Annotated in this window: 16 protein-coding genes, 3 tRNA genes and 1 other RNA gene; 14 read left to right on the forward strand and 6 right to left on the reverse strand. The window is 28.9% G+C overall.

The genetic code is table 4. From position 1 onward, the window contains the following. Window positions 1–40 precede the first annotated feature (40 nt). From QJQ40_RS00965 to QJQ40_RS01000, 8 genes are all read left to right on the forward strand, one after another. Window positions 41–1,033: a ribose-phosphate pyrophosphokinase gene (locus QJQ40_RS00965; RefSeq protein ID WP_069099658.1), complete on the forward strand. Its 993-nt coding sequence runs from the start codon at window positions 41–43 to the stop codon at window positions 1,031–1,033. Window positions 1,034–1,051: 18 nt separating this feature from the next. Then, window positions 1,052–1,660 (forward strand): 16S rRNA (guanine(527)-N(7))-methyltransferase RsmG, encoded by a 609-nt coding sequence (gene rsmG / locus QJQ40_RS00970; protein ID WP_282861441.1) that lies wholly within the window; start codon window positions 1,052–1,054, stop codon window positions 1,658–1,660. 75 nt (window positions 1,661–1,735) lie between these two features. After that, complete coding sequence (locus QJQ40_RS00975; protein WP_044285877.1) at window positions 1,736–1,951, forward strand: hypothetical protein; 216 nt, start codon at window positions 1,736–1,738, stop codon at window positions 1,949–1,951. Further along, window positions 1,932–3,971: a heavy metal translocating P-type ATPase gene (locus QJQ40_RS00980; RefSeq protein ID WP_282861442.1), complete on the forward strand. Its 2,040-nt coding sequence runs from the start codon at window positions 1,932–1,934 to the stop codon at window positions 3,969–3,971. The genes QJQ40_RS00975 and QJQ40_RS00980 overlap by 20 nt, the downstream gene beginning before the upstream one ends. 931 nt (window positions 3,972–4,902) lie before the next feature. Next, window positions 4,903–7,839 carry an AAA family ATPase gene (locus tag QJQ40_RS00985; protein WP_282861443.1) on the forward strand — a complete coding sequence of 979 codons (2,937 nt, stop codon included), beginning with the start codon at window positions 4,903–4,905 and terminating at the stop codon, window positions 7,837–7,839. 84 nt (window positions 7,840–7,923) lie between these two features. Next, on the forward strand, window positions 7,924–8,076 hold the full coding sequence (gene rpmG, locus QJQ40_RS00990; protein WP_010321078.1) for a 50S ribosomal protein L33: 153 nt from the start codon (window positions 7,924–7,926) through the stop codon (window positions 8,074–8,076). Window position 8,077: 1 nt separating this feature from the next. Further along, entirely contained in the window at window positions 8,078–9,112 is a 1,035-nt protein-coding gene (locus QJQ40_RS00995) for an aminopeptidase P family protein (RefSeq protein WP_282861445.1), read from the forward strand. 81 nt (window positions 9,113–9,193) lie between these two features. Further along, window positions 9,194–9,269 (forward strand) — tRNA-His (locus QJQ40_RS01000). 725 nt (window positions 9,270–9,994) lie between these two features. Here QJQ40_RS01000 and QJQ40_RS01005 read toward each other — a convergent pair. From QJQ40_RS01005 to QJQ40_RS01025, 5 genes are all read right to left on the reverse strand, one after another. Next, entirely contained in the window at window positions 9,995–10,999 is a 1,005-nt protein-coding gene (locus tag QJQ40_RS01005; RefSeq protein ID WP_044285882.1) for an alpha-ketoacid dehydrogenase subunit beta, read from the reverse strand. After that, window positions 10,999–12,123, reverse strand: coding sequence for a pyruvate dehydrogenase (acetyl-transferring) E1 component subunit alpha (pdhA, locus tag QJQ40_RS01010; RefSeq protein ID WP_282861446.1), 1,125 nt, complete (start codon window positions 12,121–12,123; stop codon window positions 10,999–11,001). Before pdhA ends, QJQ40_RS01005 begins: the two co-directional genes overlap by 1 nt. Window positions 12,124–12,259: 136 nt before the next feature. Continuing rightward, window positions 12,260–12,775, reverse strand: a complete 516-nt coding sequence (locus tag QJQ40_RS01015) for an adenine phosphoribosyltransferase (RefSeq protein WP_044284485.1) — start codon at window positions 12,773–12,775, stop codon at window positions 12,260–12,262. 18 nt (window positions 12,776–12,793) lie between these two features. Next, window positions 12,794–14,377 carry an amino acid permease gene (locus QJQ40_RS01020; protein ID WP_282861448.1) on the reverse strand — a complete coding sequence of 528 codons (1,584 nt, stop codon included), beginning with the start codon at window positions 14,375–14,377 and terminating at the stop codon, window positions 12,794–12,796. 71 nt (window positions 14,378–14,448) lie between these two features. Then, complete coding sequence (locus QJQ40_RS01025) at window positions 14,449–15,492, reverse strand: hypothetical protein (protein WP_282861450.1); 1,044 nt, start codon at window positions 15,490–15,492, stop codon at window positions 14,449–14,451. 380 nt (window positions 15,493–15,872) lie between these two features. On the opposite strand from QJQ40_RS01025, the gene QJQ40_RS01030 reads away from it, so the two are divergent. The 4 genes from QJQ40_RS01030 to QJQ40_RS01045 all read left to right on the forward strand — a co-directional run bounded on the left by QJQ40_RS01030 (window position 15,873) and on the right by QJQ40_RS01045 (window position 17,201). Then, window positions 15,873–15,958, forward strand: a tRNA-Leu gene (locus tag QJQ40_RS01030). A 3-nt stretch (window positions 15,959–15,961) separates the two neighbouring features. Next, window positions 15,962–16,037: transfer RNA gene (locus tag QJQ40_RS01035), tRNA-Lys, on the forward strand. Between the two features lie 55 nt (window positions 16,038–16,092). Continuing rightward, window positions 16,093–17,061, forward strand: coding sequence for a 6-phosphofructokinase (gene pfkA, locus QJQ40_RS01040; RefSeq protein WP_282861451.1), 969 nt, complete (start codon window positions 16,093–16,095; stop codon window positions 17,059–17,061). Window positions 17,062–17,078: 17 nt separating this feature from the next. Beyond that, complete coding sequence (locus QJQ40_RS01045) at window positions 17,079–17,201, forward strand: hypothetical protein (RefSeq protein ID WP_282861452.1); 123 nt, start codon at window positions 17,079–17,081, stop codon at window positions 17,199–17,201. 78 nt (window positions 17,202–17,279) lie between these two features. Here the strand turns inward: QJQ40_RS01045 and QJQ40_RS01050 are convergent, their stop codons facing one another. After that, window positions 17,280–18,077 (reverse strand): alpha/beta fold hydrolase, encoded by a 798-nt coding sequence (locus QJQ40_RS01050; protein WP_282861453.1) that lies wholly within the window; start codon window positions 18,075–18,077, stop codon window positions 17,280–17,282. Between the two features lie 134 nt (window positions 18,078–18,211). Between QJQ40_RS01050 and ffs the strand changes: the two genes are divergently transcribed. Further along, window positions 18,212–18,309, forward strand: an RNA gene (ffs, locus tag QJQ40_RS01055) — signal recognition particle sRNA small type. Between the two features lie 25 nt (window positions 18,310–18,334). Beyond that, a complete protein-coding gene (locus QJQ40_RS01060; protein WP_282861454.1) occupies window positions 18,335–19,438 on the forward strand; it encodes a YitT family protein in 1,104 nt (367 codons plus the stop codon). The last annotated feature ends 440 nt before the right edge of the window (window positions 19,439–19,878 follow it).

The following is a 19,878-nucleotide window of genomic DNA, read 5'->3' on the forward strand; positions in this document are numbered from 1 at the left end:
ATAATAATATTTTAAATATAAAAATAAACAAGGCGAAAAAATGAACATAGATACAAAGAAAAATGTAATTCTTTTTGGAATGAGAAATTCACTAGATTTAGCAACAAAAATTTCAACTCTAACCGGAATTCCGCTCTCAGGGATTGAACGAATAGTTTATGCTGATGGTGAGGTTTTGCTAAAATCTAATGAAACTGTTAGAAATTCAACCGTTTTTGTTATTGCAAATACATCAAGACCAGTTAATGAAAATATAATGGAACTTTTAATTTTCATTGACTCTTTAAAGCGAGCTTATGCCCAAGAAATTGTTGTTGTTCTTTCATATTATGGTTATGCTAGACAAGACCGAAAATCATCTGGAAGAGAACCAATTACTGCAAAATTAGTAGCTAATTTACTTGAAAAAGCAGGTGTAACTAAACTAATTTTAGTTGATATTCACAATCCAAGTATTCAAGGATTTCTTGACATTTCAGTTGATGAACTTCATGGCCAATATATTCTTGCAAACGAACTTGTCGGCAAAAACAAGGATTATGTTGTTGTAACTCCGGATCATGGTGGCGCTGTTAGAGCTAGAATTTTAGCAGAAATTCTAGGAAAACAAACAAATTTTGCCGTTATTGACAAGCGAAGAACCGGCACAAATCAAACTGAAGTTCTAGGACTAATTGGAAACGTTGAAAATAAAGATTGCATCATAATTGATGACATTATTGATACAGGTGGAACTATAATAAATGCTGCAAATGTTGTTAAACAAAAAGGTGCAAAATCCGTCATTTTAGCAGCAACACACGGTGTTTTTAGCCACGGATTTGACAAATTTCAAGAAAATGAAAATATTGACAAAGTAATAATTACTGATTCAATCGATAATAGAGAACTTGTAGCAAAATATGATAAATTACTAGTTACATCTTTAGCTGAATTTTTGTCAAAAAGTATACTAGCATGCATCCATTCAACATCAATTACAAGTATTTATAAGGAAATCAAGGAAAAATTAATTTCAGCAAACAAAAATTAAAATATTTTCAATGTTTTTATGTATAAAGAAAAAGTAAAGTTACTTGTTGATTTAGATGTATTTGAAAAACTTGAACAATACGTAAAATTAATCGAATTTTATAATCAAAAATTTAATTTAACCGGTTTTTCAGGCGATATTCTTTGAAAAGAAGGCATCCTTGAGTCCATTGTTACAATGAATTTTATAAGAAATTTATTGAAAAAAGAAAACATTTCAGAAAAACCAAAAATTTTAGATATTGGAGCTGGTGTAGGTTTTCCTTCAATTCCGTATTTAATTTTTGATCCAAAAATTGACTTGACCATTTGTGAGTCTATGCAAAAAAGGTGCCAATTTTTAAAAAAAGTATCTGAAACTCTGGGGATTAAATTTAATTTAGTTTGTAAATCAGTTCAAGAAATTGAAAACGAGAATTTTGACCTTGTGACAGCCCGAGCAGTTGCAAATCTAGAAAAACTTGATAAAATTGTTAATAAAATCAAGGTTAAAAATACAATATTTGCATTTATTAAAGGCCCAAAAATTTTTGAAGAACTCAAAAATTGCAAAAATTGCGATTATCAGGTAGTAGAATTCGCTAATAATCTTGACAAAAAAATTTTTATAGCATTTAAAAAAATATAAAAAATTTAATACATTTATAATGTTTTTTATTGTAAAATTATATCCTAATCAATAATTTTAAATAAAGGAATTAAAATGAAAACAACAAGATATTTTAGTATTGACATTAAATGTGCAAGCTGCAAAGTAGTTTTTGAAAAACTATTTGCAAATTTGGAAGATTTTCAATGGACTGCAAATATCAGTGCAAAAGTTTTGAAAATTACTGCTGACGAAGAAAAATATCCTGACGAATTTATTAGTGAAAAATTAGCTTCTGTTGGTTATACAAGTGAAAAAATCGACGAATAATAGAAAATTTTTCGCTGACTCTAAACAAAAGGCAAAAATAAAAATATTTATTGAGTTATTAATTTTTATTTTTGCCTTTTTTTCTTTTATTTTTGATACTTTAAATAATTACAAAGTTCTAAATTTTAGTCACGATCACAAAATTCATCTAATTTTAGCGTCAATTTTGTTTTTCTTTGCATTTTTAGTTATCTTTTTAGAAAAAAAATATTTTTTAGCATACAAAAACCTTTTACGAAAAATTTTTACAATGGAACTGCTAATAGCGATTGCAAGCCATGTTTCATTTATTTATTCTGCAATTTCATTTTTGTATAAAATAAGCACCGGTGAAAAAATCAGTATGGAATTTTTTGAAGTTTCAATTATTCTGTTCTTATTTTTTAATGCCGGTAAATATCTTGAGGAAAAACTACAGAAAAAATCAAGTTCAGATTTTCAAGGCATACTAAAATTAAAAAATCGCTATTCACATATAATAGTTGATGGCAAAAAAGAACAAATTTTAACTAGTAAAATTACTCCTGGCAATATTGTTTTTGTTCCAAAAGGTGAAGTTATTCCAACTGATTCAACTCTAAATTCTGATTTTGCAACTATTGATTACTCGTCAATTAACGGTGAGTCTTTGCCGATTGAATTTGTTAAAAATCAAGAAATTTTGTCTGGAAGTATCAATATTGGCGAACCGATTTATCTAACCTCAACAAAAAAAGCCCAAGACTCATTTTTAATGCAAACAATTAACAGATTAGAATCCATTTTTGAAACTCCTTCCAAAATTGAAAGAGTTTCAACTAAAATAGTTTCACTTTTTACTCCAACTGTTTTAATTTTGTCATTTTTGGCTTTTGCAATCTGAGTCATAATCGGTTATTCACTTGGAGATTTTGAAAAAATTTATACAGGTTTTACACCTCCACGAAATTCTCATCCACTTTATGTTGGCGCTCATATCGGAGTTGCTGTTTTGGTAATTTCTTGTCCTTGTGCTTTTGGAATAGCAGCGCCAATGGCCATTTATTCTTCTTCGATTTTGGCCTCAAAAAATCGAATTTTATTCGCAAATTCAGAGATTTATGAAAAAATTATTACCACAAAAACAGTAATTTTTGACAAAACCGGAACTCTAACTGAAGGAAAGCCAAAAGTTGTTGAATTTCAAGGTGATTCAAGTTTTTGACCTTTAATTAAAGAAATATCCCAAAATTCTAAACACCCAATTTCACTTTCAATTCATAATTTTTTACCAGAACATCAAGAAAAATTTGACAATTTTAAGGTTAGCGAAACTCCCGGTCAAGGTTTGGAACATATTGATTCAGATTCAAATAAATATAGCCTTATTTCTCATGAGTTTGCAAAAAATAATAATTTTTTGATTGATAATAGTTTCAACTTTGAGAAGATAGGAAATTACACAGTTTTTGCTAAAAATGATAGAGTTATTGCTGTTTTTTTAATAATTGATCAAGTTAAAGAAAGTGCAAAAAAAGTTGTTAAAAAATTTCAATCTCAAGGGATAAATTGCATTATTGCCTCAGGAGATAATCCAAAAAATGTTGAAAATGTAGCAAAAATATTGGGAATAAAGCAATTTTATGCAAACTTAAAGCCTAATGACAAGTTCGAATTAGTGCAAAAGTTAAAAAAAGATACCCCAATTATTTTTGTCGGCGATGGCCTAAATGATATTTTAGCTTTAAAATCCGCCGATCTTTCAATTGCTTTTGAAAGTGGTTCTAACCTTAGTAATTCAATTGCTGATATTTCCTTATTTGAAACAGATCTTGTTATGGTTTATAAGTCAATTGAAATTATCAAAAAAACTAATAAATTAGTTAAATTAAATTTTTTGTGAGCAATTTTATTTAATTCGCTTTTCATACCTTTGGCATTTCTAGGTTTTATAAATCCAGTTTTTTCAATGTCTTTAATGTTGTTTTCATCAATTTTCCTTATCGTCAACACAATTATTTTCAAAAAAAGACATCAGAAGTTTCTCGAAAAAGCTATTTAAAATTTTTATTTTTGTATTTTTCAAACTTACTTGTTTCCAAAATTATTTTAATTTTAACCTATGAATTCATAGGTTTTTTTATGCTTTTTAGATTAAAAATTATTCTTTAGCTTTTTGAAAATAATATAAAAACTCCTGAGTTTGGCAGTTTGATGGCTAAAATTCACCTCTTATTTAATATAAATAGGCAAAAACACCGGTAAATCCGTGTTTTTTAAGGCTAAAATCTTAATTTCTATTATTTTAAAATTAAGATTTTGCAAAAAAAAAAAAAAAATGCTTGGTCTAAGAAAAAATTCTGTTATAATTAATCTCACTTAAGAATAATTAATAAATTTGATATTGAATTAGGGAGGAATTAGTTATGTTTTTTGCATATTAAAATTAGATATTGCGAATTATCCATTATATTTTTAAATATGATGGAATGCCTTAAATTTAACCGTTTAGAAATCTATAAATTTATGGCTTTTAATTATTGTTCTTTCAAAACTTCATATGTTTTTTTAGGCTCAATTTAAATAAAAACGAGTTTTCTATTTGCATTGAGTTTAAATAGTAGTTGTATTTTTCTTTCATGAGTGTTAGATTTAAAATTTAGTGTCTTTGCTTTGATAGTTATTATTCCTGAGTTTGTCAAAAAAGTTAAAAAAGTACCCAAAATCGAGACTTTTTTAAGATTATCTCATCAAACAGGGAAACTCGGGGAAAAAATTAGAGTTTTATTCTTGAATTAGTATTTATACTGTTTTATTTTTAAAGTTTCTAAGTCCTAATTATTTTTTAACAAGCAAAAATTTAAAATTTAAAGAAGCAATGAATCATTTTATGAGTCACAAATGCAAAAAAATGCTTTTTTTAGCGTTTTTTAGCATAAGTTTAATATAATTTACTTATTTTAAAAATTTAATTTATCAAGAAATACCAAATTATGAAATTAATTAAAATTGAAATTGAAGGTTTTAAATCCTTTGCCGAACCCGTCAGCATCAAATTTGACGGTTCTATTGTTGGAATAATTGGACCAAATGGTTCTGGGAAATCAAACATAAATGATGCGATTAAATGGGTTTTAGGTGAAAAATCAGCAAAACAGCTACGTGGATACAATATGGACGATGTTATTTTTGCTGGTTCAAAAACAGTCGCTCCTGTTGAAAAAGCAATGGTAAAATTAACATTTAGTGATGAAAGCCGCGAAGATTCTGCCCAAATTTTTACAATTTCACGACTTATTAAAAGAGGTCAGGGCACTAATGAATATTTTTATAATGATCAACCAGTTAGGTATAAAGATATCCGTAATTTAGCAATCGAGGCTGGAATTTCAAAGTCATCACTTGCAATTATTTCTCAAGGTACAATTTCTGAAATTGCCGAGTCAACTCCTGAGCAAAGAAAGCTTGTAATTGAAGAAGTTGCCGGAACTTCCAAGTACAAAAATGACAAACAAGAAGCTATTGTAAAACTTGATCAGACCCTTATGGGTATTGAAAAGATTGAAATTCGTGTAAAAGAGCTTGAAACTCAAGCAAAACAACTTGAAAAACAAGCAAAAAATGCCAAAATATATTTAGAAAAATCAAAACAATTAGAATCAGTTGAAGTTGGATTAATTGTTAGTGATATCAAAAAGTATCAAGCTGAATTAGAAAAAATTGATGAGCAATTATCACGCCTTAAATTTGAAGAGCCTAAATTTGTAAGTGAAATTGAATCTAATGAAAGAATAATAAATGACAATGTCCAAAAAAGAACACAAACTGATCTAGAAATTACTGAAAAAAGCAATCAAATAAGTAATCTTAAAAGCGAAATTAACAATATAAACCTAACTTATGCTAAAATGACACAACTTCAGGAGATGATATTATCCCAGCAAATTAATGTTAATTTTGAGCAAAAAATAGCCGCTTTAAAGCAAAAGTATGATCAAATTCTAGTTGAAAAAGACAATTTTTTGAACCTAATTAGTCAAAACAAACAAACAAAATCAGAAGTTGCTCAAAAAATTGCTGATTTAAGTGCCAAAAAATCAGAAATTGACTCAAAATTAAACAGTTTAAATTCTGAAAAAATAATAAGTCAAACACAAATTTTTGAACTGCAAAAAACACTTGAATCTAGGTCATTTTTGCCCAAAGGCACAAAAGTAATCGTTGAAAATAGTCATCTTTTTTCAGGTTATTGCGGTCTTGTTTCTGATTTAATTAAAATTCCACAAAAATATACAGATGCAATTGAGACTGCTCTTGGCTCAAGTTTGAAACAAATTGTTGTTGAAAAACCAGAAAATGCCGTTGAGGCGATTAATTTCTTGAAAAAAAATCACGCCGGAAGTGCAACATTTATTCCACTTTCAACATTAAAACCACGATTTATTCCTGATTTGTATTTAACTCACCTTCAAACTCAAGAGAGTTTTATCGGAATTGGTTCTAATTTGGTAAATTATGAGAAAAAATACCAAATTCTAGCTGATTTTTTACTTGGTGGCGTTATTGTTAATGATACAATCGACAATGTTAATAAAATTTCTAAATTTGTTGATCATAAATTTGTTGTTGTCACTTTAGATGGTGATATTGTCCGCACAAGTGGAATAATTTCCGGTGGTTTTAAACAAAAAAATGATTCAGTTCATTCTTTGGAGTTAAGAATTGATGACCTTAAAAATAAAGTGAATTTTTTTGAGAAAAAAATTCAAGAATTTAAGGTAGAATCTAATAATCTTGAACAAAGCATTAATAAAGAATCTTACTTTTTGCAGCAAACACAAATTTCTCTTGATGAATTAGAAAATAAATATAATGCTGCAAAAAATGAGCTTGACAAAATTAGAATTGAAAATCAAGGAATTGAAGCTGTATCTCAAAGTGATGAAATTAATTCAAAAGTCAACGAAACTTTAAAACAAAAAATCGAACTTGAAAATTCAATTGCAGCCCTTGAATCTGAACTAAAAATTTTAAATCGTGAAAAACAAGAATATGACTCCCAAATTTCTAAATTAACAGTTTTAGTTCAGCAACTCTATCAAAGTCAACGAAATGTTAATGCCGAATTGAATCAAAATCAAACAAACAAAGACAAATATGAGTTTCTTTTATCAAATCTAAAAACCACTTTGTCGCAAAAATATAATTTAACCTTTGAATCAGCGCTTGAAACACACCAATTAGAAATTGAAACTCAAGATGCCCACGATCTTGTTAATAGTTTAAATTCGGAAATAAAAGCGCTAGGTAATATAAATCTTGATGCAATTGAAGATTTTGAGACCACATCAAATCGACTTGAAAAATTAAAAACTAGTCATCATGAACTTGAAGTGGCTAGATCAAAAATTTTAGAAGTAATTTCTGATCTTGACAAAATTATAATTGCAAAAACTCAGGAAATTGTTGACCTTGTAAATTCAGAATTTAACTTAGTTTTTCAAAATATGTTTGGTGGTGGAAGTGCTAAAATTTACTTTAGTGACAAAAATGATATTTTGAATTCTGGAATTGAAATAAGTGCTCAACCACCAGGCAAAACTATCAAAAATATCCGTCTTTTTTCAGGTGGTGAAAAAGCAATAATCGCAATTTCACTATTATTTTCAATTATAAAAGCCCGGCCAATTCCACTTTGTATTCTTGACGAAGTCGAGGCTGCCCTTGATGAGTCAAATGTAATTCGTTATGTTGAATTTTTAAAGCAACTAAAACAAAAAACACAATTTTTAATTATCACTCACCGTCATGGAACAATGTCGCGCGTTGATCAACTTTTAGGAATTACAATGCAAAAACGAGGAGTTAGTTCAATTTTTTCTGTTGAACTTTCCAAAGCAAAAGAAATTTTAAAAGATGAACTTCAATAATTTTGCAATTTGTTATAATAAAATGCAAAATTATGTTATAATTACATATTTACTAAGATTTATATTTTTTTAAAAGGAGCCAAAATGCCAAGAGAAGGTCTAACATTAAGATGCATTGATTGCAAAATGGAAAATTACATCACTAAAAAAAATAAAAAAACAAAACCTGAAAAAATTGAAGTAAAAAAACATTGCCACAAATGCAACAAACACACTTTACACCGTGAGAAAAAATAATATGAATCCTAAATATTTAAATAAAGCTTTTGAAGAAAATAATTTAGATGTTATAATTTCATTTTCTTACCAAACTCGCCTTTGATTGACAAAAGTTTCAGCTACTGATGGACTTTTATTTATTCAAAAGGGCGATTCTTATTTGTTTGTTGATGGTCGTTATATTGAAGCAGCCCAAAAAAATGCTAAAAATTGTCAAGTTTTACTAATTACCAAGCAAAATCTTGAAAACTTTTTAGCCCAAAAGAAATATCACCGAATTGGAGTTGAGGCTGAATATTTAACGGTTGAACAACTTAATAAAATCAAACAGTGATTCCCTAATTCTGAAATTATTAATTTATCAGCTCAACTTTTTCGAATTATTAAAACTGAAGAAGAAATTCAAAACATCCAAAAAGCAGTTAATATTTCACTTGAAGCCTACACCAAAATTTTGCCAAAAATTCAACCAGGTTTAACTGAAAAATCAGTTGATATTGAACTAAATTATCAAATGAAATTACTTGGTGCCGAAAAAGAATCTTTTGATTCAATAATTGCAACCGGTCCAAATTCAGCAATGCCTCATTGAAGAGCTAGTTCGGCAAAAATTCTTGATAATGATCTTCTAAAAATTGATTTTGGTGCTCTTTATAATGGTTATTGTGCTGATATTACTCGAACTTCATATCTTGGAAAACTTGAGGCAAAAAAAGAGGAAATTCTTGAAATAGTCAAAAAAGCAGCAGAATTAGGTCGTAAAAAAGTTGCCCCTGGTGTTAAAGCATCAGAAATTGATAAAGCTTGCCGTGATTATATCGACCAAAAAGGTTATGGACAATATTTTGTTCACTCAACTGGTCACGGAGTTGGAATTGATATTCACGAATTGCCTGTTGTTAGCACTAATAGTGATACAATTTTAGAACCAGGAATGGTTATAACTGTTGAACCTGGAATATATATCCCCGGACTTGGTGGTGCTCGAATCGAGGATGTTGTTCTTGTAACTAAAAAAGGATTTAAAACACTTTCTCGAGAAGAAGAATCATAAAAACCTTATTTTTTTGCAATTAAAATTAGCAAAAAAATAAAAAAATTAATTAAAAATATGTTATAATATTTAATTAATTTGGTGGATGTGGCGAAGTGGCTAACGCATCGGGTTGTGGTTCCGACATACGCGGGTTCGATCCCCGTCATCCGCCCCATTTCTTTAGTAGACCAAGAACAAAACTAGACTCTAAACGGTCTAGTTTTTTATATTTTTACAATTTTTGCCTGAGTTTCCCGGATTGATGGCAAAAATTCACTTTTTAGTGAATATAAATATGCAAAAACACCGGTAAATATGGGTTTTTTTCCTAAAATCTTAATTTTTATTATTTTAAAATTAAGATTTTGCAAAAAAAAAAAAAAAAGCTTGGTCAAAAATAATGTTGTGTTATAATAATTCACACTAAGAATAGAGATTAGAATTAAGGGGGAATTAGTTATGTTTTTTGTCTAAAAAAATCAGAAAATGCGAATTATCCATTATATTTTTAAATATGATGGAATGCCTTAAATTTAACCGTTTAGAAATCTATAAATTTAGGGTTTTGGTTATTGTTCTTTCAAAACTTCATATGTTTTTTTAGGCTCGCTGCAAATAAAAACGAGTTTCTATTTGCATTGAGTTTAAATAGTAGTTGTATTTTTATGGTTTTTGTTGTTTTATCGATGACTTGATTTTGCTGTGTTTTAAAATAGGTAATTAACTTTTACCAAAAAAGTTAAAAAAAGTACCCAAAACCAAACACCTTTTTAAGATTAGCCATCAAACTGTGAAACTCGGGATTTTTTCTGTTATAATAAAAAACCCTCAAAATCATAAAGTCCTTTGATTTTGAGGGTTTGCTTAATAATTAGGAAAAATTTTTAAACATGCAAATTATTAAGAGTTCATAATTTGACGAATTTTATCGATTATTTTTTCTTTTGTAATTGTGTGGAAATTTTCACCTTTTGCTAACGGAACTGTAATGTCATATCCAGTAAGACGAGCAGGAGCTGCTTCTAAATATTCAAATGCTTTTTCGTTAACACGAGTTATAATTTCGGCTGAAACTGAAAAAGATTTAACAGCTTCATGAACAACTAAAATACGTCCAGTTTTCTTAACTGATTCGATAATAGTTTCAGTATCAACTGGCTTAATTGTTCTTAGGTCAATTAATTCAACATCAACATCTTCAAGTCCAGGAGTTGAACTAAGAGCTTGAATAGCGGCGATTGATTCGTGAACTTGTGCACCGTAAGTTACGAGTGTTAAGTCACTTCCTTCTTTAATTACATTAGCTTTTCCGATTGGAACTTCATAAATTCCAGCAGGAACTTCTTGTTTAAATGCACGGTATATTTTTTTTGGCTCAAGAAATACAACCGGATCTGGGTCATTAATTGCGGCAATTAAAAGACCTTTTGTGTCATATGGAGTTGAAGGCATAACAACTTTTACTCCAGGAATGTGGGCAAACATTGCTTCAATTGCTTCTGAGTGGTGCTCTAGAGCACGAACCCCACCTGCCATTGGCATTCTTAAAACCATTGGCACAGTAAACCGACCACGAGAACGGTTACGATAACGGACTGCGTGAGCAAAAAGCTGTTGAAAGGCAGGGAATGAGAAACCTTGGAATTGCATTTCTGCAATTGGACGTAGCCCGGCAATGGCTGCTCCAACTGCAACACCACAAATAGATGCTTCGGCTATTGGGGCGTCTCAAACACGATCAATTCCGTATTTTTTTTGTAATCCTTCAGTTGCACGGAAAACTCCACCTTCAAATCCAGCATCTTCTCCTCAAAGAACAACGCGAGGATCTTTTTCCATCATTAAATCAATAGCATTTGTAACTGCACCGATATTATTTAGAGCGATTTTATCTGAATTTGCCATTATTTAGCTCCTTTAAAAAATTCGATTGCTTCTTGTTTTTGTTCTTCAAGTTCTGGAGGTAAGGTCTCATAGGTGTAATCGAAAATTTCTTCGATTGTTGAATCTAAACCAATTAGAGATTTTTCGTAAGTTTCTTTAACAACAGCTAAAGAATCATCTCAAATTTTTTGTTTTTCTTCTTCAGTTAACATGCCACGATCAAACATGTATTTTTCAATACGGTGCATTGGCTCTCATTTTTCGTGTTCTTTTTCTTCTTCTTCAGTTCGATAAATTCTTGGGTTGTCAGAAGAAGTGTGAACACCTTGACGTCAAGTAACAAATTCAACAAGAACAGGACCATTTCCGGCACGAGCATAGTCCACTGCTTCTTGAATTACTTCGTAGGAAGCTAAAAGGTCATTTCCGTCAACACGAACTCCAGGCATTCCGGCAGCTTTTGCTTTTGCAGCAATTGTTGAAGCGGCATTTTCGTATTTATTAGGTGTTGAAATAGCTCATTGGTTATTATTTACACAAAATACAACAGGTCATTTTCAAATACTTGCAATATTTAGAGCTTCGTAAAATTCACCTTCAGCAGTTCCACCATTACCAATAAAACTCATTGAAACAATTTTTTTACCGGTTAATTTAGCAGCATAAGCAATTCCGGCAGCGTGTGAAAATTGAGTTCCGATTGGAATGTTAATTGGTAAAACATTAACACCTTCAGGAATTACGTTTCCTTTTTCACTCCCGTTTCAGTATTGCATTTGATTTATCATTGGAACACCAAGATATAACATTGTTGCATTTGAACGGAAAGCAGGAACGAATCAGTCTTCTTTTGTAAGTGCCATTCCTGAAGCAACTTGGAGAGCTTCTTCACCAAAGTTAGGGGCAAAAGTTAACATTCGACCTTGACGTTGAAGTTGGGTCATATAAACGTCTTGTTGACGTGATAAAACCATAAATTCATAGGCTTTTTTGATTTGATCAGCAGATAATCTAATATCTTTTTTCTCATCAAGTTCGCCAAAAACAGTCGAAGTTAAGAGATTTCCATCAATATCGAGATACCTAATCATTTCATGGTCTTTGTCCATGATTTGGTCAGGTTTGACGTAACGAAATTTTTCCATGAATCTCCTTTTTTATATTTTTTTAATATTTTAAATTATAAACTCAAAAAAAACAAGAAATTTTTTTTAATTTGAGCTTATATTAATATTATAACAAAATTTAAAAATATTGTTATTTATTTTTTAAGGCTAAAAATTACTTTATTTTAATGAGTGAAGTAACCTCATAATTTTCTAATTTTTTTCGACCTTCTAATTGTTCAAGCTCAATTAAAAAGATAATTTTTGAAACAATAGCTCCGGCATTTTCGATCATTTTTGTGATGGCATTTACAGTTCCTCCAGTTGCGAGCACATCATCAATAATAGCCACTTTTTGGCCTGGTTTGATCATTCCGGTTTGAACTTCTAAAATTGCAGATCCATATTCTAAATCATAGGCAAATTCTTCGACATCACCTGGCAATTTTCCGGCTTTTCTAACCATTATGAATGGTTTTGAAAGAAAAGCGGCTGTTGGTGTTCCGAATAAAAACCCTCGAGCATCTGGTCCAACAATAATATCAACATCTTTAGCAAGCGATGCCATTTCAACAATTGCATAATTTAAAGCTTTACCATTGGCAAGTAATGGCGAAATATCTTTAAAGCTAATCCCTTTTTTTGGGAAATTATCAACTGTGCGAATATAATTTTCTAAGTTAATTTTCATAACTTTCTTATATTATATTTATAATTTGCTTTTTTTAACAGTTTTTTTTATTTTTTTTGTTAAATAGGTTCAAAATACCGGAAAAACAGGGACAATTATAAATAAAATAAGAACAATAACTTTTGTAACTCTAGTTTTTAGAATTAAGTTAAAATTTTCAATCTCAGGTTGATAAATCAAAATTGTAAAAAGATCGACAATTGGTACAACAACTGCGAATAATAAAATTAATGAAATGCAAATTACGGAAATATAACCAAAAAACAGGAAGTATTTTTGTTTTTCGACAGCAATTTTTTTTGTTTTTCGATTTTTAATACATCCATAAATAGCAGCAGCAATCAGTAAAAAACTAATCAAAGCCGATCAATTTCCAGTAATATCAGCAAATGAATATAAATTATTTAATTTTTGGCCATAAGTTCCATATTCTTGATCATCAAAGCCAAAAACACCAATTAGTGTAAAAATAATTAGCGCCAAAACTGAAAAAATAATTAAAAAATAAGTTGAAACAACAGGTTTATTTAAATTTACATATTTTTTTCACCTTTTGAGCAAAAAAAACTCGTTTTTGTAAATTAATTCTTCAAGTGCGCGTGGGCCTCACAATGTAAAAACATTAATAATTCCAAGAAGACTAATTCCAATTAGTAAAAAAGTTGTCCCTAAAATTAATTTAATTGTAAGTGGATGCCATTTTAATTCATTTTTTGCAATATTAATAAATGACGAAATTGAACCATCGCCAACAATTGAAGTTGCAATTGCAATAAAAAGATATATTATTGTGGTGATTCCAATTCCTAAAAGAATAGCAATTGGCGTTTTTTTAGGTTCTTTCATTTCTGATTGCAAACCAGCGGCGGTAAAAAATCCTTCATATGAAAAAAATATTCCAGCCATTGAAATTAAAACACCAACGCCAGGCAAACTTGAGGAAATTGAAACTCCTTCAGTTTTTATTTTTTCAACACTTGCAAATTCAGGTTGTGAAAGAAGTTTGTTTGAACCGCCTTGAAAATATAAAATAAATCCAACAATAACTGTCACAAAAATAGGGATAAATTTTGCAATTAAAATAATTTTATTGTGAAATTCAGCAACTTTTGTGTTTAGACTAATTATAAAAAAGTAAATAACAATAGCAATTGAAACAACCAAAACAATAACTCAGTCAAATTTTATATTTCAATCACTAGATGATTCAAGGCCAAAAGCTGCAATTGCATCTTGCAAAATTTGCATAAAATAAACAGGCAAAACAAAATAAGTAAAGGGTAAATATAAATAAATTATGAAATTTTTTGAAATTTGAAAAAAACTCTCAGAATTAAAGAGTTTATTTCAAATAATGACAGATAAATTTGATTTTTTTGTCGCAGATGAAATTTCAATTAATGCAATTGCCATGGCAACAATTGCAAAACAAGCAAAAACTCAACTTCCAATTGCAAGTCCAAGATTATAACCTGAATTTTCGATAACGGCCTTGGATTTAAAAAAGATTCCTGCACCTATACTTGCGCCAAGGACGATTAAAAGAGCGCCGAAAAAGGTGATTTTCTGAGACTTGTTCTTTCCAAGCGTTCCTGTTGCCATATTTTTCCCTTCTTGAAGTTGGATGATATTATATCATATTTTTCAAAAAGTTCTATAAATTTAAAGCTTTTTTACTCTTTAATCAACGGTAAAAAATATTTTTTCACTAAATTTGTCTTGTCTTCTCCCATAATTGAAAAAGGTGAATCTATCCCAAATTCATCATATTTATCTTTTAAATTTTCTGTAAAAAATTGGAAAAATTTGGCATAAGCTAACTGGTTATTTATATAAATTTTGGGTTCATTTAGAAAAACATAGTCAGAATTCATCGAATAGTGAATTTTAGGGTCAAAAAACTCTTTCAAAAATTGATTAATTTCGTTGGCAAGTGATTTTAAAGTTAAAAAATTATTTTCTTTAACAGTTTTTAGTTTTTCCTTAAGTGCTTGAATTTCTTGGTCAATTTTTTGCTCTAAGGTGGAAAAATCACTTTTTGCAGGTTTAGTTTTTTCTTCTTTTTCAAATTTAGTTTTTAATTTTTCTTTTTGTTCAAAAAGTTCTTTAATTTGCTGACTTATTTTATTTTCTTCCTTTTTTGAGTCATTTGATTTTACAGAAAAATCAATGATTGAAATAATAATATTTCTTGTAAGTTCTTGACTTAAATTAAGAAAATGCAAGTAAAATCTAGCAATATTTATGTGCAAAATTAATTTGATTACCGGGTTTCATTGCCTTTTTTGTGCAATTAGTTTTTCTTCGATAAAAAGGTATTTTTCCTTATTTTTTAAAAATTCATCTAAACTTTTTGATTTATATATGTTTATTTGTTCTTCATAAAATTTTTGATCATCTAAATTATTAATATTTAAGTCTGTTATATTAATAGTTCCAAAATTTTCATCAAAATATTGGCCATCATCATTTGCGCCAAGATTTAAACTTAGGTCAATATTTTTAATTTTTTCTTTTAAACTAAGAAAAAGAACCTTTTTTTGGCCAAAATCAATGTTACTATAATATGTATTAAAAAATTGAACTAGAATTTCTTCAAGCCCAAAATAATCTTTTTCATCAATTTGCCCAATTTTTAGCTGTTCAATTTTGCTTTGACTTAAAATTCCGCTAAATTTTGTGCTTGGTTTTTCTTGATTTTTTGGCAATCCTTTCATAATTGTTTCAAAAACAAACGGTTTTACTTTGTCTGTGCTACTTTTTATTTTTCCCTTGTTTTGTGAATGGATCGAGTTTATATTAATTTTAAAGCAACTTGTAAATAAAAAAACAGGCAAAATCCAGGTTAATTTGAAAAAAAATAAAATTTTAATATTTTTTCTGAGTTTATGCATTATAATTTATATTCGTTGTTTTTATCTATTTTTTTTAAAACAGTGAAAAAAGCGATTTTTTTACTTTTTTTGGGAAAAAATCTAAATATAACTAATTTTAATTTGGTTGTTGGTTAAGCAAATTAAAAAAATATTAAAAAAAAACTTTTTTTCTTTTTTTTGTGATATAATGTTATATGCTTTTAACTGAACAAACCATTAGTGCTCGAGTGGTGGAATGGTAGACACAAGGGACTTAAAATCCCTTGGGAGTAATCCCGTGCTGGTTCGAGTCCAGTTTCGAGCACCAAAAGCGCCCTTAGCTCAGCAGGTAGAGCAAATGACTTTTAATCATTGGGTCAGAGGTTCAAATCCTCTAGGGCGTACCATTTCAAATTTATTTGTCCATCGTTTTTTATAATTTTTAATCAAAAAAGGCTTAAAATGTCAAAAAAAATAGCAATTTTAACTTCTGGTGGTGACTCACCAGGAATGAATTCTGCTATAAGTGCTCTTGTTAAATCTGCACTTAATTCAGGATTTGAACCATATTTAATTTTAGAAGGCTACCTTGGAATTTTAAATAAAAATATTATATTAGCCTCTGAATTTCCGTATAACGGTATCTCTAGTTTTGGTGGCACAGCAATTGGTTCTACCCGTTTTCCGGAATTTAAAGACGAAGAAATTCAAAAAAAAGCTGCTAAAATCTTAACAGATATGGGTATTTCTTCTTTAATTGTTATTGGTGGAGATGGAACTTACAAAGGTGGTTATAAACTTCATTTGCAAGGAATTAAAGTAATCGCTCTACCAGGAACAATTGATAATGATATTCAATTTACTGATTATACAATTGGATTTGATTCAGCTTTAAATACAATTGTAGAAAGTGTTGACAAATTAAGAGATACTGCTAATTCCCATCGACGTTGTTTTGTTGTCGAAGTAATGGGATGCCATTGTCCAGATTTAGCTTTGTATTCAACAATTGCAACCGGAAGTGAACTTGTTATTACTAACACAAATCGTCTAAGCGCAGAAGAAGCATCAAAAATTGTTCTTGAGCAATTTAAAAAAGGTAAACCGAGCGTTATTATCACAGTTTTAGAGTATGTTTTACCAAATTTAAAAGAATTTGCTGCTCAAATTGAAAAATTAACTAATATAACAACAAGAGCTTTTGAAGTTGGACATATTCAAAGAGGGGGAAGACCTTCGGCATTTGACCGAATATTAGCAACTAAGATGGCAATGAAAGCAATTGAGTTAATTGATGAAGGTAAATCAGGGCTTGCAATTGGTTATTTAGACGGAAAAATTCAAGCTCACGATATAACCGAAGTAGTTTCGACCTCAGTTGAAAGAACAAACGAATTAGCTCAAAAAATTAACAAAATTAATCAAAATTAATTTAGAAAAGGTATAAAATGCGTAAAATTAGAAAACTTCAAATGCAAAAAAGGCGAGAAGCACGAAGACTTAAAACTTCTAAAGCCGCTAAAAAATTAAATGCAAAATTACAACTTTTAGTGGAAAAAAGTTTGGAATAATTTAAAAACAGTTAAATAAAAAAAGGTGAAAATCACCTTTTTTTATTTAAGAATTTGAACTGAAAAACCAAAAATTAACTATTTTTTTAGAAAATCAATAAAAATTCTGTTGAAATATTCAGGATTTTCTGTATAAATCAAGTGACCAGTTTTTGGTATGATTTCGGTTTGGACGTGTGGAATTAGACTTTCAAAATATGACTTAGTTTCTTGTTGTAGAACAATTCCATCTTTTTCACCTAAAACAAGAAGTGTTGGACATTTTATTGATTTAATACCGTCCTCAATTTGATCCATCATATTATTTTTTAGTAAATTTTTACTGAGAGTTACAATATAGTAATTATTAAAATATTCGTAATTAAAGGTGGCTTTTGCTCATTCTAAATATTTAGGATCTTTATATTTTTCTTTATCATACTCATAAATTGGCAAAAATTCTAGCATTTCTTCAGGTGTTTTTGGGAAGAATTTTTCGTAAAATAAATCTTTTAATGGCAAATTAGCTTTATTCATTGGGCCAATGAAAACCATTTTTGAAATTAATTCGGGAATTCTTTTATAAACTAAAGCTCCATATCCGCCTCCCATTGAGTGACCAACTAAAACAACGTTTTTAATATTTAATTTTTTAATAAATTCAACTGTCAAATCTGCATAATAATCAACATAAAGTTGATTGTCTTTTGCGGGTGTTAAATTATTTCCTGGAAGAGTGTAGGCATAAAAATTTACCCCAATTTCTTTGCTAATTGACTCAATTACGCCACCAAAAATTTTATGGCTTGAGTTAAAACCGTGGCAAAAAACAATATTAATTTTATTGTGCGGACTTTGATTAATAATAAAAGGGTAAGGTCAAATTGAATTAGACATTTTCTGATCTCCTTTATGATTTTCTGTGTATTAAAATATGTATTTAAAATAATTTTTTGTATATTTAAAAATAATTATAAAATAAAAAACTTTTTTTGATTTTTTTATTTCAAAAAAAATAAAAAGTGATATAATGTTAGTGCCACTAAAATAATAACCTTGTAACCTGGTCAGGATAGAAATATAGCAGCCATATCGAGAAGTATTGTGTTTAGTGGTCTTTTTAATCTTTGAAAAGGTAAAAAAACAAAAACACTATGTCTTCTCGACAATCTAATAAATCAAGCAATGCGCATTGTTCTTGTTCTAATCAGAATAACCATAATTTAGCTAAATGCTTAAAAAATCAACTTGTTTTACGTGCAGAACGTGAAATTTTTAATCATAATCAAAGCAAAATAAACCTGAAAAATTTCTGGAAAAAGCGTACCCTTTCAATCACAATGATGGCTATTTCAGCATTATTTTTTACATTAGGGGTTATTTTTTTCTTAGGAGTTGCAAAAACTGTCCCAACAGGTGTCGCGGCAATTCCAGCACTTACTATAATAATAATTAATTCTCAATATGAGGTAAGTATTGGCTGAAGTTTTGCAATAATTTACTTTGTTATTAATATTCCTTTAATAATTTTTATTTTAGTTAAAGTCTCGAACAAAAGTTTTAGCTATCTTACTTTCATTTGACTTTTTTTTCAAATCGTCTGAAACCAGGTTTTTTCTCTTGATACCCCAATAAGGACATTTTTAATTAACAATATTTTAATTCAAGGCCAACAAGGTTCTTGGACTATTTTCTATTATACAATTATTGGCGCCATTTTGTCTGGTTGATCTATCGGAATGGCTTGAAAATTCGGTGGTTCTTCTGGTGGAACTGATTATATAACTTATTATATCGCGCTAAAATATCGCAAGCCTATTGGCAAAGTGATGTTTAGTATTTCGATATTTTTTGGACTTTTTTCAATTATTATCCTTTATTTTCTTGAACCTTCACAAGTTGATGGTCAACTTTTGGGTCGAAAATTAGCAGCTGTTTTTATTTATTTAATTGTAAGTTCGTCAATTGTTAGCCGAATTTATCCAAAATACGGAAAAATTCTTTTACAAATTTACACTAATCACCCAGAAAAAATTGTTGAACATCTTAAATCAATAAAATATTGGCACTCATATAATATTTGAGAAGGTGTTTCTGGATACACCGGCCAAAAACAATGAAGAGTTGAGACAATTATTTACATAATTGAAAAAAACGCAATTTTAGAAGAAATTGCAAAAGCAAACGTTAATTTTTGGTATTCAGCAACTAAAATCTTACAAACAACAGACCGTTTTGATGCAACAAAAATTAATTAAATTTTCACTTTTTAATTAATTTTTGTTTTTTTAGTTGAGTATTTTTACTACTGTTTTAAATTCAGCAAAGATTTTTTGATAGTCATAATTAAGACTGTTAAAAAATCTTTGCTGTTTTTTAGTCTTAAATTAAAAAATGAAATTTTTTCTGAGTTTGACAGTTTGATAGCAAAAATTGACTTTTTAGTAAATGCAAATATGCAAAAATACCGGTAAATCTGTGTTTTTTGACGCTAAAACCTTAATTTTTATAGTTTTGAAATTAACCTTTTGCAAAAAAAAAAAAAAAAATGTTTGGTCTAAAATAAAATTGTGTTATAATTACATTCACTAAGAATGAATTAATAAATTTTGATATTGAATTAGGGAGGAATTAGTTATGTTTTTTGTCTAATGTGCACTGATAGTGCGAATTATCCATTATGTTTTTAAATATAATG

This window comes from Mesomycoplasma ovipneumoniae (genome assembly GCF_030012565.1).
Classification (GTDB): Bacteria; Bacillota_I; Bacilli_A; order Mycoplasmatales; family Metamycoplasmataceae; genus Mesomycoplasma; species Mesomycoplasma ovipneumoniae_D.